Raw genomic sequence first — 17541 nt, 5'->3', positions numbered from 1 at the left:
AAGAGTGCAATGCAAATACTACGTGATCCAACTCACACATTAATCCCTGTTTTTTATCGTCGTGAGAATAAAGATAAGCTGGCTGTGACTCTGATGGCTATGTTTTCTTTCAGCCAACCCAAAGTATTCCTGAGCTTTCAGGAGTTCTGGACCATTGTTAAAAAGAATTTTTCAGACAATGAAATGCTCGATTTCTATCTTCCAAAGCTTAGGGCCGAGTATTTTGTGAAGGGCAGTTGCTTTGCTTATAATCCTGAGACACGTCGTTCTGAAGTAGAAGTGATTCTCGACTCTTTTGAGAAGAAGTTACTAATTTTTGGTGATCGTTACTGGATCATCAATGGCTTGGTTAAGCAAGCATCACAACCCGCTGTATTTCAAACGATGCCCTTATCCTACGAAAATGCATTTGGTGGGGAAGGCAACATTTACAACCCCAGAGGGAAAGGGGACAGGAGTTCCCCTAACGCTGAAAAGTCCAATGAATTACCCAATATAGAAATGCCTGATACCCAGCTTTTAGATGAGGCAGACAAGCCGTTACCGGCTTTGCTTCTACCGTATTCACCTGATTCAAAGATCAATAATTCAAAGTTGGGAACCTTTGATCGGGATTGGTATGAAAACGACCGGCCGTTTTATCCCAAGAATATCGACTGGACTTATTTTAATCGTGCGCTTCCCGATCAGCAGCGTGAGGGGTATTTCAAAGGGAATGAAAGCTTCATGATAAAAAATATGCATCCAGGTAAAAAATTGCTGACTGGCAATCTGCCCGGTATGCGTATCCGCTGTTTTTACCAATATCAAAATCCAGAAGCTAAACTTGAGGAAATTTCTCTTAATCTCGATACGGTATGGTTTATACCCGAGTTCGAGAAAGGAATTTTAATCTGGCATGGGCAGATTGATTTGATTCAGGGTAAAAAGCCTAGCTTCCTTCATAGTGTTCACGAAGCACTTGATGAACCGAAAAAAACGCCTGATTTTTATTTCAGTCGATTAAAAAATCCGGCTATCGAACTTCCTGTTCATGCCTCTCCACCTAAAGAAATAAGACCTCCACAGCCGGGTATTGCGGATGAGCTCGGAGAACAATTAAAAAAGATACGTATTCAGAAAGAGGAGGATCCTGAAACAACAAAGCTTCGCGTGCAGCTAAATACTCTTTTGAGCGGATTATCTCCAGGGGCCAAAATGACTGCTGCGAAAGCGTTTTCGAGTCAGATTCCTAAAGATTCCACATTGAATAAAGCGCAGCCATCTCCTCATGCGACCAGACAATTATTTGAGTATATTTCCAAATATAAAGAAGAAATTGCTGATGGGAATCACTCCAGTAAGGAGAAACAGCAACTATTAGATGAAGCGGTCATACTGGAAAAAAGGCTCAGCATGCTCGATTCCACTGGGAAAATGGCGCAATATCGTCTTGAAACAGCTAGTCCTTCAATGTACACGCGAGACGATGTTATCAGGGCTTATCAGGAAAAAACAGATCTTAAATATGAAAATTTGGCCGGTATTGACCTATCTGACCTGGATTTGTCAGGAATTGACTTGACGGGCTGTAATTTGAGCCATTGTTTATTAGTCAATACCAAATTAAATAAGGCTAATCTTGGGCAGGTCACTTTAATCGGCACTCGACTGGACAAATCAGCTTTGCTGGAAGCAAATCTGACTTCTGCTTATATCAAAGATAGCTTATTCTGCAATGTGGAAGGAAGGCTTGCAAATTTTTCAAAAGCTGAATTGGCCGATTGCAAGCTTGAAAACTGCAACTTCCCACAAGCCAATTTTTATTATGCAAAAATTAGCGAATCCAGTTTTGAACAGTGTAAATTAACTCGCTTAAACGCTGAGGGTTTGATAATGACTGAGAGTTCATTAAAATCCAGCGATTTAAATCAATCCATTTTGAAATACAGTCATTTAGAACGCTGCATTTTTGACCATATTGAGCTATCAGAGGCTGATTGGTCTTACACAGATTGTCGGCATAGCCAATTTAAAGGCATTAGTATCAATCGATTGAAAGCCAAACTAACGGTGATAAGACATTGTAACCTGACTAATTGTCTCTTTGATTATTGCGAATTAACCTCTTCGGAGCTGACTAATTCCCATTTCGAGAAAAGCAGATTCTTACATTGTAATTTGGAGAAGGCAACCTTTGCTGGTACCACGATAATCAATAGCCGAATTGCCCACTCCAATATGAAAAACTGGCGCACCAATGCTGATACAATAGTTAGCAAAACGAAATTTATTAATACAGATTTGAAAGAGTCGGCTTTGCTTGGCGGCAATTTTGATAATATTTCCTGGTTAGCCTGTAGCATGGAAGCGATGCAAGTCACTGATAATATTTGGGTTAATTCGGAGCTCACTCAGTGCAACGCCAGGAAATTACGAGTTTCAGGCAGTGAAATGAAGAGGGTTGATTTTAAAAAGACCAATCTGCTTCAGGCAACTTTTGATCAAAGTCGTTTTATTGAGTCCGAATTTAGTCATTCTAATTTATTTGGAACAACTTTTAATAGTTGTACATTAATTGATACTCAAAAACTGAATTGTCTTGAACAGCAAAGTTATTTTGACAAAAAGGAAGGCTAGCAATGGATTTAGCTCAGTTAAAAAACGCATTGTCAGAACGAAAAGTAATTGAAGGAGAGAACTTTGACGGTACTTTAATTACGGAACTGGATATATTCAGACCTATCTTTTTAAACAGTCATTTCAAGAAATGCGTTTTTAAAAATATGAAATTTAAGGCTGCTATTTTTGAGAATTGCCGCTTTGATGAGGTGTATTTTGAGAAAGTCGAGATGACTATCAATACATTCACTGCCTGCACATTCAACAAGGTCCATGTTGTACATAGTGATTGGAAAAGCGCCGTATTCAACCAGAACAAGATTGATGGACTAATTATCAGTGATTCAAATCTCGCGCTAAGTGATTTCAAGGAAGAGGTATTGGAGAACTGTCAATTCCTGAATAGTGATTTAAGTCAAAGCAGTTTTTCACAATCCCGATTAATTGCTGTACAAATGCAAAATATACAATGGTCGCGCTCAACTGCAACTGAGGCGTGGTTTGAACGTGGAAATTTTTCAAAGGTTGATATGACCGCCTGTAACTTTACCGGTAGCAGGTTTTCCGGTGTACACTTTAAACAATGCAATTTTTTTCACTGCCTGCTGATTAAAGCTAAAATTGATAAAGTCGCTTTTCAGGATCCTGTAGATATCCGGCATATCAATTGCCTGCAAGCGAGTCTTAACCAGCTCTCATTGGAAAAATTGACTTTTTTTGCTGCTGTTTTTCAGGAAGCGAAACTGACCGCTGTCGATTTTAGCCAGGCCCAATTAAGTACGGCCAATTTTATTAGTGCGACAATAGACGATTGCCTTTTTAATCGCTGCCAATTAAACAATGCTAACTTTGAATCTACGATTATTAAGGACTGTGATTTTCAGCACAGCTCCTTAAACGCTGCCAGGTTTAATTATAGTCAGCTTAGTCATTGTGATTTTTCACAATCAGAAATGAACAGCGCGTCCTTACATGACACCAGGGAGCATCAGGTGATCTGGAATATTAAAAGCGGCGAATATATGAAAAAAACAGATCCGGATTTATTAAGAGCAGAGCAGTGGAGCACATAAAAGGTTCCTGCTTCCCAGAGGAAATCAAGGCCTGGCAAGATATTTGGATTCTGTGGGTGAAGCGGCGTTGCCTGGATGAAAACAGGTACGCGGAAAACCTGTCTTTGCGAGCGTTAGCGAAGCAATCCAGTTTTTAACGTTGTTTAAGTTGCAATCTGGATTGCTTCACTTCGTTCGCAAAGACGACAGATTTTCGTTGCTTTGTTCTATTTTTGCAACAACGCCTGGAAAATGGCCGAATGCAGGCTAAAAGCTGACGAGGAGAGCACTATGTTAAAAGAAAATGAAATAATGCGATTGGCCGGTACCGGTGGATGCTATCCCGCTACGATAAAATTCATCGAAGGTGATAATTTTCATTTAAAATTTTCATTCAGCAATTCCACGATCAAAGCAAAAAAAGCGTTTTCTTGTCTGTTGGAGCCCCTGGCTGATGATGAAATCATGGCTTATCTGGGGGAGGAAGAGGTTTATGTGTTAGCGATTTTGAATCGTAGAAGTGAAAATAATGCATGTATTAATATGCAGCATGCGCTTGAAGTTAACGCGCCTTCAATAAGTTTAAATTCCATTGAGCTGAAAATAAATTCTGAAAAAGCCTGTCTGAATTTGCAACATAGCCGGCTTGAGGGGCAAGAATGCAGTTTTCATTTCGAGAAGCTGAAATTCATTGCCAAAACCATTGAAAAAATCTGCGACACATTGAACCTGCAGACTATTCGTCTGTTCCAATGGGTAGAGGATTTGGAGCATCAGGTGTTGGGCCGTTTACGAAGCAGGGTCAAAAAGAACTATCGACTGGATTGCGGCGAACTCACAATTATTACAGAAGACGACGCAAAAATAAAAGCTAAGCAAATTCATTTAGGGTAAATAGTATGACTATGGCATGTATGTTAGGCGGTACCGTTACAACAACGGGAAATACGGATGTTTGTCTTGTTCCGCCTGAGGTACCAACCCCTTTCCCCAATATGGCGACCTGGATAAACAGTATAGGTTTCGTACCTGAAATATTGATCACTATGGCGCCCAGTTGCAATATCCTTACCTCTATCAGTATCTCAACTGGTGATGAGCCTGGTAAGGAGGGCGGGGTAAAGTCAGGTACCACGCAGGGCGTGTTTCAGCCGCTCACAGGCCTGCCGAATGTGCTACTGAATGGATTTCCTGCCTGCAATGTTGGCATAACAAATGGTACGTCAAATACAACTAACACCACATCTATTTATACCGTACCATCACAAACTGTAGTGGTTGCGGCATAGGTCAGGCGTCAATTTGGAAGGAGGCCAAACTTCAACAAATTCTTACCTCTGAGACAAGAATTTTTAGGGATTAATCACAGGGTTCAATAAGTTTCTTCTTGGCTGACCGATAACGTTCTGCCTTTTCAATATCGATATAGCGGTCGGTTGTTGCACTTGAACTGTGTCCGGCATCGTCCCGTACATGTTCTCGTGGTCGAATCTTAACATCTTCAGAAATACCGGTGTGCCGCAACCAATGCACTGTGGCAGCTCCCAGGCCATCGGCCTCTTCTATAAAATGATCGCGGCGCAGCTTTTCAGCAGCGAGATCAAAACAAGTCTGGACGAGACGGCGAAGCGGAGCAGTGTCAGTCATAGGACCATTACCTCGTATTTTTGGGATCAGAGGCGTATTATCGGCGGGAGTGGGTAGATTGCTTAAACCTAAAAATCGCCTCCAGCGACTCAGACTATCCAGCATTGCATCACTTACCGCCACCTGACGTTCTTTATTACCCTTACCAATGGTTGTAAACCACCAGAATCCATTACTGTCCTTGCTGAAATCATTCATGCTGGGAACCCAGCGATCACTTGCGGCAAGCTCTGAAATACGCAAATACATTCCAAAAAGCATACTCAGAATAAAGCGAGTGCGTTCATGTTTTTCAGGATTATCTGCGGCTAAAGTCTCGGCAGCATCCAGTACCGCCTGCCACTGCAAGAGACTAAGTCTTCTAACCGGCGCATTTTGCTGTCTTTTGCGGATAAATTTGCTTTTCTGACGGATTAAGGCAACTGGATTGGAAAACAAGTACTCTTCTGCGATTAAGAAATTAAATAAAGTACTTAAAATTGCGAAAACTTCCTGAATGGCACCCTGAGATAATGAGAAGTCATTGACAGAAGGCTCATGTCCCTGCTTACGAGCCAGCTTACTGACCGTTGCCACAAATGGGCGCCATTCCTGATTGGGCTGTCGTTTACCATCTTTTTCAATGAACCGGGGAACTTTTTTCAGACTAATCCAGCTTGAAGGGGGATGCTGGCAAAACCGTATAAAGGCTTCAATGTCTTCTCGTTTTAATTGCGGCAAGCGGCATTCCCGGACTAACCAGCACCATTGCAAAAGACGCTCGGCTTCTCTTCGATAACTATTAAATGTGCCCAGGCTGCCGCCATAACTTCTTAAAAAATTCAATACATGGATGAAATCGGCATAACAGTCTGGAGAAGGCAGTATGACATGATCTGAATTCTTACTTAATTGATCCAGACTATCGAACAGCGGCAACAACAGTTTTTTCATGACTTAAACCCGAAAGCATTCCTGATTTATGTTAACTTAGCGTCAGTCGGCTGGCAATTTGAATTTATGAGTTCCCATTCCCTGTTTATCAGGAATTGAGCGCGGGATCTAAAAATGATCTATATATTTGAATCAAATACAGTTTGGGTTGAATTGGTTCACTTAATCTATGGATTTTTCAATCAATAAAAAATTAGTTCTCGAATATATTGACCTTAGGAAAAGCAAGCGGTATTATCTGCGCTCTGTCCTAGGACGGGTTTGCGGGGTGTAGCGCAGTCTGGTAGCGCGTCTGCTTTGGGAGCAGAATGTCGGGGGTTCGAATCCCTCCACCCCGACCAATATATTTGCGCCCGTAGCTCATCTGGATAGAGCATCGGCCTTCTAAGCCGAGGGTAGCAGGTTCGAATCCTGCCGGGCGTGCCAGCCTTTGTGCAGTATTCCGATATGGTGAGCGTAGCTCAGTTGGTAGAGCCCCGGGTTGTGATCCCGGTTGTCGTGGGTTCGAGTCCCATCGTTCACCCCATTTAAAACATCAATGAGTCTGAGTTGGTTAAGTAGATTATGCTGAAAAACGGCTATAATATATAGTCGAAACAATTTTTTGGCTATATTCAGAATCCAAAGTCTAAAGATTCGCATCTCGAGTCTTTACAACCAAGTCATACTGTTCGATAATTCCACCCTGTTTTGCGAAAGTGGCGGAACTGGTAGACGCGCTGGATTTAGGTTCCAGTGGGGTAACCCGTGAGAGTTCGAGTCTCTCCTTTCGCACCATTACATGACAAAAATATCCAAGAGGTGACTAGATGCAAATTTCTGTTGAAGCCCTGAATGGTCTGGAGCGTAAGATTACCGTTAGCGTACCTACCGAAAAAGTTGAAGATGAGGTCAAATCGCGTTTGCGTGATCTTGCCCGTAAAGCCAAAGTTGCCGGTTTTCGACCAGGAAAAGTGCCTATGGATGTAGTCAAGAGCCGTTTCTCAAAGGGTGTTCGTGAAGAAGTTGCCCGTGAGATGGTACAGTCAACTCTATATGAAGCGTTGAAAAACAATGAGTTGGTTCCGGCCGGTTCTCCCTATGTTGAGCCAGAAGAGCTCGAAGAAGGTAAAGACTTTAAATTCACGGCAACTTTTGAAGTATTTCCTGAAATCAAAATTACTGAGCTGAACGGCCAGGAAATTGAAATTATTAAATCAGTGATCAGTGATGCTGATGTTGATGAAATGATTAGCAAGTTACGGGATCAAAACAAGGTTTGGAAAGATGTTTCCCGTGCTGCTGCAGAGGGAGACAAAGTCAGCATCGATTTCAAAGGCTTCATTGATGATCAGCCTTTTGAAGGCGGCAGTGCTGAGAAATATGAAATTGTTCTTGGTTCCGGTTCTATGATTCCTGGTTTTGAACAAGGAATTATCGGGGGCGAAATTGGCAAATCCTTTGATATTAAGGTTACCTTCCCCGAAGACTACGGCCACAAAGAATTAGCCGGCAAAGATGCCGTATTTCAAATCACCATCCATAATGTGTGGGAAGGTGAGCAACCTGCATTGGACGATGCTTTTGCTGAAAAGTTTGGCATTAAGGAAGGCGGCGTCGATGCACTCAAAAAAGACATTCGGGAAAATATGACCCGTGAACTGGAACGTCGCGTCAGCGCTACTAATCGCGAGCGTATTTTCAATCAATTGATGTCTGTTAATAGCTTCGATTTACCTGCAGCTCTGATTGATCAGGAAATTGAACATCTTAAACATGATATGTATCATCGCCTTTTTGGGCATGCGCATCATGAGAATGAAAAAATCCCTGACTTCCCCAGAGAGTTATTTGAAGAGCAAGCCAAACGCCGCGTTCATTTGGGGCTTTTATTCTCCGAATACGTCAAGGCACATGAATTAAAAGCGGATAAAGATCGTGTTGACGCGATGATTGAAAAATTTGCCAGTGCTTACGAGAACCCGGACGAGTTACGTAACTGGTACCGAAATAGCAAGGAACGTACTGCTGAGGTTGAAGCCCTTGTTATGGAAGAAATAGTTGCAGAAAAAATCAGTGAGAATGCTAAACTCATCGAAAAATCAATGAGCTACGATGAAGTCATGAATCCCAAAAAGGAAAACACAGAGAAAGGAGAGTGATAAATGGCAGGTCATCCCGATAACCTGATTAGAAATGCCAGCGGCCTGGTTCCTATGGTTATTGAGCAAACGTCAAGAGGAGAGCGCTCCTATGATATTTACTCAAGACTTTTGAAAGATCGCATTATTTTTCTATTAGGTGAAGTTGAAGACCATATGGCTAACCTGGTAGTGGCGCAGCTCCTCTTTCTTGAATCAGAGAATCCAGATAAAGATATTTATCTGTATATCAATTCGCCTGGAGGCGTTGTTACAGCTGGCTTGGCAATTTATGACACAATGCAGTTTATTAAACCGGATGTAAGCACTCTCTGTATTGGCCAGGCTGCCAGTGCAGCTGCTTTATTGCTTTGTGCCGGCGCTGACGGCAAGCGCTTCTGCTTGCCCAATTCAAGGGTAATGATACATCAGCCATTAGGCGGATACCGTGGCCAGGCAACTGATATTGAAATTCATGCCCGCGAAACGCTGGCTGTACGTGAGCGCTTAAACAGCATCATGGCAAAGCATACCGGCAAAACGCCTGATCAAATCATGCGTGATACGGAAAGGGATAACTTCATGAGTGCGTCTCAAGCCAAAGAATATGGATTAATAGACAAAGTGCTTTACGATCGTAATGCATTTACAACTGCAGAATAATTCAGAGTTCAGGACTCTTGACTCAATGGCCTCTTAAAAAGAGGCCATAATCCACTTGGCTTATTTTTATTGATTGTCTAAAATTTTACTAGGTTCTGTCAATTATCATGTCACAGGCAAAGTTGAGGATAGTCATGCGGAGCATTATAAAGGATATAGATAAGAGAGTTTGGCAGCAAAAATTGTTTTGAAGTCAATTCCTATAAATTTAAAATTGCATTCCTTATGAGGAATCGGCACGAGAGGGTTTGTTGATGAGTAAAACCGGTAAAGGTGATGGTGAAAAAGTTTTATATTGCTCATTTTGCGGCAAAAGCCAGCATGAGGTAAAAAAATTAATCGCAGGTCCTTCGGTTTTTGTATGCGATGAATGCGTTGAATTGTGTAATGATATCATTCGTGAAGAAACGCAGGAGACGATTGAGGATACCGAAACCCATTTGCCGACACCCAAGGAAATTTCAAAGTTTCTTGATGAATATGTTATAGGACAGCCTCATGCCAAAAAAGTGCTGTCTGTTGCTGTATACAACCATTACAAGCGTTTGCAGCACAAGCCGCAGGATGGTGTGGAGCTCGGTAAAAGTAATATTCTGCTGATAGGGCCAACAGGCAGCGGAAAAACCTTGCTTGCTCAAACACTTGCCCGATTACTCAATGTTCCATTTACCATAGCAGATGCTACTACTCTGACTGAAGCAGGCTATGTGGGTGAGGATGTTGAGAATATTATCCAGAAGTTATTGCAAAAATGCGATTACGACGTGGATAAAGCGCAGCAAGGTATAGTTTACATTGACGAAATTGATAAGATTTCCCGTAAATCAGATAATCCATCGATCACCCGGGATGTCTCTGGTGAAGGGGTACAGCAAGCATTGCTTAAGTTGATTGAAGGTACAATCGCTTCAGTACCGCCTCAGGGTGGACGTAAACATCCGCAACAGGAGTTCTTGCAGGTTGATACCTCCAACATATTGTTCATTTGCGGAGGCGCTTTCGCCGGCCTTGAAAAAGTAATTCGTGATCGAAGCGACAAGTCAGGTATCGGCTTTGCCGCGCAGCTCAAAAACTCCAAGGATAGCAAAGTCAATGAGAAAATACTGGATGGACTTGAGTCAGAAGATTTAGTGAAATATGGTTTAATACCAGAGTTCGTTGGTCGTCTTCCTGTAGTAACAACACTACATGAACTGGATGAAGATGCCCTGGTTGATATCCTGACTCGTCCAAAAAATGCTTTAACCAAGCAGTTTCAAGCTTTGTTCAAAATGGAGTCAGTTGAACTTGAGTTTCGTGATGATGCTTTACGCCAAATCGCGAAAAAAGCACTGGAACGAAAAATTGGTGCTCGTGGCTTAAGAACGATCCTTGAAAATCTTCTTTTAGACACCATGTATGAATTACCGTCACTCGAGGGAATCAAAAAGGTTGTTGTAGACGAGAGTGTAGTCAGCAACACGAATAAGCCGATTATGATTTTTGAAGAGAGAGACGGTAAGCACTCAGTTGCTGGTGGGGGAGATTAATTCCCTTAGTATGGAGTTGACAAAATGCCCAGCTCCATACTTGTCAATTAAGCAAGTTGATGGCATGGTTCATGCTTTAACTTGCTTAATCAATTACGAACCAGGCGGGTAAATACGACCTGATGTTTCAAAAGCTATCTGCTAGCCTGCATAGAATGTTAGTATTGGATTCAGAAGATTTAAATTGTATTTCCAGCGGTTTGCAAATCATGCAGCCCAGGGAAATAAACGGATTGTAGTCTGAATAAGGGCTTATTATGTCAAGTGAAAACGAACTGATGCCATCCCCGGAGAATGATGAGTTCTCTTTTCTGCCAGTCCTGCCTCTTAGAGATGTCGTAGTGTATCCCCATATGGTGATTCCATTATTTGTCGGGCGGGAAAAATCAATCAAGGCATTGGAAGCTGCAATGGTTGATAACAAACAGATTTTTCTGGTAGCCCAGCGCAAATCTTCCAACGATGACCCGTCACCGGCCGATGTTTATAACATTGGGACCGTTGCGAGTGTCTTACAGCTTCTTAAACTACCCGATGGTACTGTGAAAGTTCTCGTAGAAGGCGAGAAGCGTTCACGTGTCAAAGAATATAAACAAGAACAGGGGTTTCTTGAAGCTCAGCTTGAAGAGGTTGAGGAAGTCGCAGGTGAAATTAATCCCCAGGAAATTGAAATATTAATGCGCTCATTGATGTCTCAATTCGAGCAATATATCAAGTTAAATAAAAAGATACCGCCGGAAGTACTTAGTTCTCTGGCTGGGATTGAAGAGCCGGGACGCCTGGCAGACACCATTGCTGCTCATTTAAGCTTAAAAGTCGATGATAAACAGGATCTTTTAGAAACACTGGAGATTGGCACACGGCTTGAGCGCTTAATGGGGGCAATCGAAGGCGAAATTGATTTGCTGCAGGTTGAGAAACGAGTTCGCGGCCGCGTGAAACGCCAGATGGAAAAAAGCCAAAGAGAATATTATCTCAATGAGCAGATGAAGGCGATACAAAAAGAATTGGGCGAAATGGGCGAGGAAGGAAGCGAAATAGAGCAGCTTGAAAACTCTATTAAGAAAGCCGGAATGCCCAAAGAAGCCAAAGAAAAATCCCTATCAGAATTGCACAAGTTAAAAATGATGTCGCCTATGTCTGCTGAAGCAACCGTCATTCGCAACTATCTGGACTGGATGCTAAGCGTTCCCTGGAAACGTAAAAACAAAATTCAATTTGACCTGCGCAAAGCGGAAAATTTATTGAATAAAGAACATTATGGTCTTGAGAAGGTCAAAGAGCGGATCATTGAATACCTGGCAGTACAACAGCGGGTAAAACGAATGAAAGGGCCTATCCTCTGTCTGGTTGGACCTCCAGGGGTCGGTAAAACTTCACTTGGACAATCGATAGCGAATGCGACAGGAAGAACATTTATCCGTATCGCCCTGGGGGGTGTTCGGGATGAAGCTGAAATCAGAGGGCATCGTCGTACCTATATAGGTTCCATGCCCGGAAAAATCATTCAGAAGCTATGTAAGGCAGGCGTCAAAAATCCGCTTATCATGCTCGATGAAGTCGATAAAATGGCAATGGATTTTCGTGGTGATCCCGCTTCCGCCTTGCTGGAAGTACTGGATCCAGAACAGAATCATACATTTAGCGATCATTATCTGGAAGTGGATTATGATTTGAGTGATGTTATGTTTATCGCCACAGCTAACTCATTGGAAATACCAGCACCCTTACTTGATCGGATGGAGGTGATTCGCCTTGCCGGTTATACCGAGGATGAAAAGATAAATATTGCTGAAACCTATCTTGTCCCCAAACAGACTATTCTTAACGGTCTTAAAGAAAGTGAGTTAACTATTAATGAAGGTGCAGTGCGCGAGATAATCCGTCACTATACTCGAGAAGCAGGGGTGCGTAATCTGGAGCGCGATATCGCCAGTATTTGCCGCAAGGTAGTTAAAGATATTCTCAGCAATAAGAAAACAAAAAAAATAACGGTTTCAAAAACCAATATTGAAAAATACCTTGGGGTTAAGAAGTTCCGTTATGGACTTGCTGAGGAGTTTGATCAGGTCGGACAGGTAACTGGCCTGGCCTGGACCAGTGTGGGTGGAGAACTGCTGACAATTGAAGCATCTATGATGCCTGGTAAGGGAAAAACAACTCATACCGGTCAGTTGGGCGAGGTGATGCAGGAGTCGATTCATGCCGCAATGACGGTAGTCAGAAGCAGGGCTAAATCGTTTGGCGTTCCCGATGACTTTTATGACAAGAATGATTTTCATGTGCATGTACCAGAAGGGGCTACGCCAAAAGATGGACCCAGCGCAGGTATTGGAATGTGTACGGCCCTGGTCTCGGTGGTTACTCATATTCCTGTCCGGGCTGATGTCGCCATGACCGGAGAGATTACCCTGCGGGGGCAAGTGCTTCCAATCGGCGGATTGAAAGAGAAGCTCCTGGCAGCTCATCGCGGGGGTATCAAGCATGTCATTATCCCTGAGGAGAATCGAAAGGATCTTGAAGAAATCCCTGATAATGTCCTAAAGAAGTTAAGCATTCATCCTGTAAAGACTATAGAGCAGGTTTTAGAGCTGGCTTTGCAGCGTAGTCCTCTTGCTGCAGCACCAGATTCTGAGAATTCAGAAGCAAAAGAAGTGGTTTCTGAAAAAACTGCAAAAAAAAATGAAAATAAGGATTTACATACCCATTAATACCGAGTATAGTTCACTCCGTTGTCCGCTACTGGCGGGCAACCCAAGGAAGTGACTGCTTGACTGAGGCTAAAGAATCTGATTAAATTCGCCTCATGGAAGGATGAATAACTGATAGGGGAAAAGATGAACAAAACTGAATTGGTAGAAGCAATTGCAAGCGGTTCTGGTGTTACTAAAGCCGACGCTGGACGAGTTCTTGAAGTGTTTATGTCTACCATTATTGATGCACTGAAAAGTGGTGATCAGGTGGTTTTACCAGGATTCGGATCTTTTTCAACTGGTAACCGTTCTGCCCGTGTTGGAAGAAATCCACAAACTGGCGAACAAATTGAGATTAAAGCGTCAAGAGTTGCCAAGTTCAAAGCAGGCAAATCTCTTAAAGAGGCTGTACAAGAAGCGTAAGTTTTCGGGTGCTTAGCTCAGCTGGGAGAGCATCGCCCTTACAAGGCGAGGGTCGCAGGTTCGATCCCTGCAGCACCCACCAAGAATTGGAGTGGTAGTTCAGTTGGTCAGAATACCGGCCTGTCACGCCGGGGGTCGCGGGTTCGAGCCCCGTCCACTCCGCCAAATTAACGCGCCGTATGGCGCGTTTTTTTTATCTGTTTTTTAGCGTATTAAATTTCTTGTAAACTATCAAAAATGGAACTCCAATAATGTTGCAGAAGCTGAACGAACGTATACAAGGCCTTGTGGCCTGGATAGTTATAATTCTGATTGCCGTAACATTTACATTATTCGGGGTCGACTACTATATGCAATCACACCAGGCTTCCGACGCAGAAGTGACGGTGAATGATCAGCCCATTAGCAAACAAGCCTTTGAAATCAATTATCGGCGTGCTCGTCAGCAGCGTGATCCGTCCGAAATGTCTACTGAAAGTGATGTGGCATTGAAAAAAGAAGTACTCGACGGGATGGTGATGAATGAAGTTACAGTACAAGCCGCACAGGCCGCTGGCTTTGGAGTCAGTATTGAGCAGGCGAATGCTGCAATTCAAAGTATCCCACAGTTTCAGCAGGACGGTCATTTTTCAGCTGAGCGCTACCAGCAGGCTTTGAGCGGAGCCATGTTTACCCCGGAATCTTTCCAAAAGGAAGTCCGTCAGGGGATGCTGCTCAATCAGCAACGTTTTGCTTTTATCGGTACGGCATTTGCATTGCCCAGCGAAGTGAAGCGTTTTGTGAAGCTATATATGCAAACCAGGGATTACGATTACCTGCAAATTTCTACCAGGCTGTTCATGGATAAATCTCAAATTACCAATGATCAGATAGAAACTTATTATAACAGTCATAAAAAAGAATTTATCGCACCAGAAAAAGTAGTTATTAACTTTGTTCGTCTTTCAATGCAGGATGTCCGTAAAAACCTGAAAATTAATGATGAAGAGGTCAAACGTTACTACGAAGAAAACCAGAATAACTTTCTGACCCCCGCCCAGTGGAAGGTGGCTCATATTCTGTTTGCCATCCCCGCGGATTCCTCTGATGAAGCGGCTGAGCAGGTTAAACAAAATGCAGAGGAAGCTTACCAGGCACTGCAAAATAATCCCGCACAGTTTTCACAATGGGTTAAGACAATGTCTGCCGACAAGTTATCAATTAATAATGATGGCGTATTACCCTGGATAGTTGCAGGGCATACCCAGTTTGATAAAGCCCTTTCTGATTTAACGACTCCAGGACAGATCTCTGCTCCCTTTCGTAGCGGAAACGGTTATGAAATTTTCAAATTAATTGATTACAAACCTGCGCAATTAAAACCTTTTGAACAAGTCAAAGCGCAGATAGCCGATCAACTGATGACCGAGTTATCGCAAGCCCGTTATGCGCAATTACTGGAACAATTGACGGACTTAAGTTATCAAAGCCCTGATTCCTTATCACCCGTGGCTGATGAATTAAAATTGACTATTGAGAAATCTGAGCCATTAACACGGGGCGGAGATGATACCGAGATTGGCAAGAATAAACAGATCGTCAATACAGCGTTTAGCCATGATGTGATGGAATTGGGGAATAATAGCGAACCGATCCAGTTAGATAGTGATAGTGTGATTGTATTGCGCGTTAAAAAACATACAGCCGCCAGTGAAAAACCTCTGAATGCGGTTCGCGATGAAATAATCGAACGTCTCGCTTTGGAAAATGCGGCGAATAAGGCCAAAGCATTGGGTACTAACCTTTTATCTACCAAACTGGACTCATCAGAGGATGAGAAGCTGATTGTAGCGAATCAGTTAAAATGGCAAGAGGTTGACAATGCTACTCGTGATACTGACAAAGCCGAAGCAATGATTAACGATCTTGCTTTCAGCCTGGCCAAGCCAAACAGTGTCGACGGCAGAAAATTAATGAATGGCGATTTTGTAATCGTTCGATTAAAAAAGATTTCTGATGGAAAACTAAAAAATTTGGATAAAGAACAACAAGCCAGTTTGGCGCAGCAAATAGAAGCAAATTATGGATTAATGGATTACGATCTTTATGTCAATCAACTGGTTGCCAAAGCCAAGGTTGACAAACATTAACCTATAAACAATACCCGAGATACGAAACCAGGGAGGAGTATTTTATCTTAGGCTAAAGTTTACTCGCAATGTGAGGTAAGTTTATGGCGGTATTTACCAATAATGATATGGCGAAGTTGTATTTGAATTTATCAGGAGATTACGAGCAACTTAAAAATCACAGTTATCCGCGAAAGACCCAGCAGGAAATTTTCTCTACCTTGGCCGCGCGTGTTCATCAAGCTGTGAATGCACCAAACAGCCCCTGGTATACCCTTCCTGAAGAGGAAAAAAATAAAGTTTATCGCGTTCTATATTCATTTTGTAATTCTCTCCCTCAATTTGCCAAGTTAGACGATGACTATCGCAGGCATTATTTTAACTATGCAGCCTACCCGGTATTTCTGCAAATCAAGGTCTATGATCGCCACCATCCCTACGATTGTTATTATGCACGCCATAATGATTTTCTGTTTACCTGGTTAATGTGGGACGCCATGTTAAATCATCACAATCATCACGGGGGTGTAGATGGTTGCTGTGGCCATAATCACGACCATGAAAATAATGGTGAAGCCTGGGCAATGCTTCTTTTGATATTATTGGCAGTCATTGCTGCAGTATTGACTTTTATAGCTTTATATTATTTGTTGCAAAAAATATGCAGTAATGTTGAGCGTCTGCTTTTTAATGAAGGATGGCTGCAAGCGACTATTTCTTTGGCCAGCATGCTCGCTGGTGCGGCGGTTGGTGCTGTTGTAGGTACTTTTTTGTTATCTACTCCTCTAATGTGGCTGGCGTTTACCGCAGGAATCAGCAATCCTATTGGGATAGCAATCACCGGAATCGTTGTCATGACTATTCTGGGGGCTGCTGGGGTTGCATTTATAAGCAACGCGATTCAGGAATATTATATCAATAAAAACAATCCGCATGCCGCTGACCGCGCTGATCCATTTCGGATTCGTGCTGAATTAACCGAAGAAGAGACTGGTAAATTGCTTTTAAAGGGTATCGACCCTTTTGAAGTGACTCAGGCTATTATCGCAGTACGGCATGAAATGGCAGCCCTGGATAAGAAACATTCCGGATCAAACCATAAAAAAATTCCTTCAATCTGGGCCCGATGGTTTACTGAAGCAGGTCGTGAAAGTGACGCGCTGTTGAATACTATTCGAGATTTACGCGAGGGACGCTTGATTTATGTGAAAATAGGCGACGATAAAATCAGAAATCTCATGCATCTGTATGGTCTGACTGATGAAGAAAAACTGGATTTAGTTAGGAAAGGATTAAACCCTGATTCAGTTGAAAATGCTTTAAAGCATGTGTTTACACAAATTGAGAAGCGTATCGCAGCGTTTCGTGATGACACTCTCCATTACGCCAAACCGACTCATGACAATTATTTGCGTGATCAGGATATTTTCCTCGAAAAAATAAGCCGTTTACGCAATGGAGTAGACCGGGTGTTTGAGCTGGATGGGGTCATTTATACTCTGGAGTATCCTCGAATGCACAGTCATCCCGGCAGCTACTATGGCTATCCGTCGCAGCAATACGCTGAATATACCAATCAATATCAGCATCAGCACGCGGGTGGAGCTGGTTTCTTCGGTGGTCAGCAACAAGCCCCTCAATCGGGTTTGGCAGCTTCGAATGAGCCAACGCTTTATGCTTATAATCCCTCTTCTGCTTTGTATCCTAATCTATATGGAGGGGTCGCACCTTCGGCACCGCCAATGGAAGTTCCTCAGAAGTAAAACTTAGCT

The 17541-nt window shown here is 42.7% G+C and carries 12 protein-coding genes and 6 tRNA genes; 17 read left to right on the top strand and 1 reads right to left on the bottom strand.

All coding sequences use genetic code 11. The features are described from left to right. Positions 1 to 9: 9 nt before the first annotated feature. The 4 genes from DYH61_RS11535 (at position 10) to DYH61_RS11520 (ending at position 4942) form a co-directional block, all read left to right on the top strand. Entirely contained in the window at positions 10 to 2619 is a 2610-nt protein-coding gene (locus DYH61_RS11535; protein WP_058507672.1) for a DUF2169 family type VI secretion system accessory protein, read from the top strand. A gap of 2 nt (positions 2620 to 2621) precedes the next feature. Beyond that, positions 2622 to 3674 (top strand): pentapeptide repeat-containing protein, encoded by a 1053-nt coding sequence (locus tag DYH61_RS11530; RefSeq protein WP_058507671.1) that lies wholly within the window; start codon positions 2622 to 2624, stop codon positions 3672 to 3674. A 270-nt stretch (positions 3675 to 3944) separates the two neighbouring features. Continuing rightward, on the top strand, positions 3945 to 4547 hold the full coding sequence (locus tag DYH61_RS11525) for a DUF3540 domain-containing protein (RefSeq protein WP_058507670.1): 603 nt from the start codon (positions 3945 to 3947) through the stop codon (positions 4545 to 4547). A 5-nt stretch (positions 4548 to 4552) separates the two neighbouring features. Continuing rightward, positions 4553 to 4942: a PAAR-like domain-containing protein gene (locus tag DYH61_RS11520; protein WP_083499216.1), complete on the top strand. Its 390-nt coding sequence runs from the start codon at positions 4553 to 4555 to the stop codon at positions 4940 to 4942. Between the two features lie 70 nt (positions 4943 to 5012). Here DYH61_RS11520 and DYH61_RS11515 read toward each other — a convergent pair whose 3' ends face one another. Next, positions 5013 to 6233, bottom strand: coding sequence for a tyrosine-type recombinase/integrase (locus tag DYH61_RS11515; RefSeq protein ID WP_058507668.1), 1221 nt, complete (start codon positions 6231 to 6233; stop codon positions 5013 to 5015). A gap of 264 nt (positions 6234 to 6497) precedes the next feature. Between DYH61_RS11515 and DYH61_RS11510 the strand changes: the two genes are divergently transcribed. From DYH61_RS11510 to DYH61_RS11450, 13 genes are all read left to right on the top strand, one after another. Further along, positions 6498 to 6574: transfer RNA gene (locus tag DYH61_RS11510), tRNA-Pro, on the top strand. An 8-nt stretch (positions 6575 to 6582) separates the two neighbouring features. Then, positions 6583 to 6659, top strand: a tRNA-Arg gene (locus tag DYH61_RS11505). A gap of 24 nt (positions 6660 to 6683) precedes the next feature. Then, a tRNA-His gene (locus tag DYH61_RS11500) sits at positions 6684 to 6759 on the top strand. Positions 6760 to 6925: 166 nt separating this feature from the next. Then, positions 6926 to 7010: transfer RNA gene (locus DYH61_RS11495), tRNA-Leu, on the top strand. Positions 7011 to 7042: 32 nt separating this feature from the next. Then, complete coding sequence (tig, locus tag DYH61_RS11490; protein ID WP_058507667.1) at positions 7043 to 8374, top strand: trigger factor; 1332 nt, start codon at positions 7043 to 7045, stop codon at positions 8372 to 8374. A gap of 3 nt (positions 8375 to 8377) precedes the next feature. Continuing rightward, positions 8378 to 9016, top strand: coding sequence for an ATP-dependent Clp endopeptidase proteolytic subunit ClpP (gene clpP, locus DYH61_RS11485; protein ID WP_058507666.1), 639 nt, complete (start codon positions 8378 to 8380; stop codon positions 9014 to 9016). Positions 9017 to 9270: 254 nt separating this feature from the next. Further along, on the top strand, positions 9271 to 10545 hold the full coding sequence (gene clpX, locus DYH61_RS11480; protein ID WP_058507665.1) for an ATP-dependent Clp protease ATP-binding subunit ClpX: 1275 nt from the start codon (positions 9271 to 9273) through the stop codon (positions 10543 to 10545). Between the two features lie 257 nt (positions 10546 to 10802). Continuing rightward, positions 10803 to 13256, top strand: a complete 2454-nt coding sequence (gene lon / locus DYH61_RS11475; RefSeq protein ID WP_058507664.1) for an endopeptidase La — start codon at positions 10803 to 10805, stop codon at positions 13254 to 13256. Between the two features lie 126 nt (positions 13257 to 13382). Then, complete coding sequence (locus DYH61_RS11470; protein WP_058507663.1) at positions 13383 to 13661, top strand: HU family DNA-binding protein; 279 nt, start codon at positions 13383 to 13385, stop codon at positions 13659 to 13661. 6 nt (positions 13662 to 13667) lie between these two features. Then, positions 13668 to 13743 (top strand) — tRNA-Val (locus DYH61_RS11465). A 6-nt stretch (positions 13744 to 13749) separates the two neighbouring features. Beyond that, positions 13750 to 13826: transfer RNA gene (locus DYH61_RS11460), tRNA-Asp, on the top strand. A gap of 86 nt (positions 13827 to 13912) precedes the next feature. Then, a complete protein-coding gene (locus DYH61_RS11455; RefSeq protein ID WP_058507662.1) occupies positions 13913 to 15790 on the top strand; it encodes a SurA N-terminal domain-containing protein in 1878 nt (625 codons plus the stop codon). An 83-nt stretch (positions 15791 to 15873) separates the two neighbouring features. Continuing rightward, positions 15874 to 17532 carry a hypothetical protein gene (locus DYH61_RS11450; protein WP_058507661.1) on the top strand — a complete coding sequence of 553 codons (1659 nt, stop codon included), beginning with the start codon at positions 15874 to 15876 and terminating at the stop codon, positions 17530 to 17532. Positions 17533 to 17541: the final 9 nt, after the last annotated feature.

The sequence above is a fragment of the Legionella quinlivanii genome (assembly GCF_900461555.1).
In the GTDB taxonomy this organism is placed as follows: domain Bacteria; phylum Pseudomonadota; class Gammaproteobacteria; order Legionellales; family Legionellaceae; genus Legionella_C; species Legionella_C quinlivanii.
This window is presented reverse-complemented; position numbering and strand designations above follow the sequence as displayed.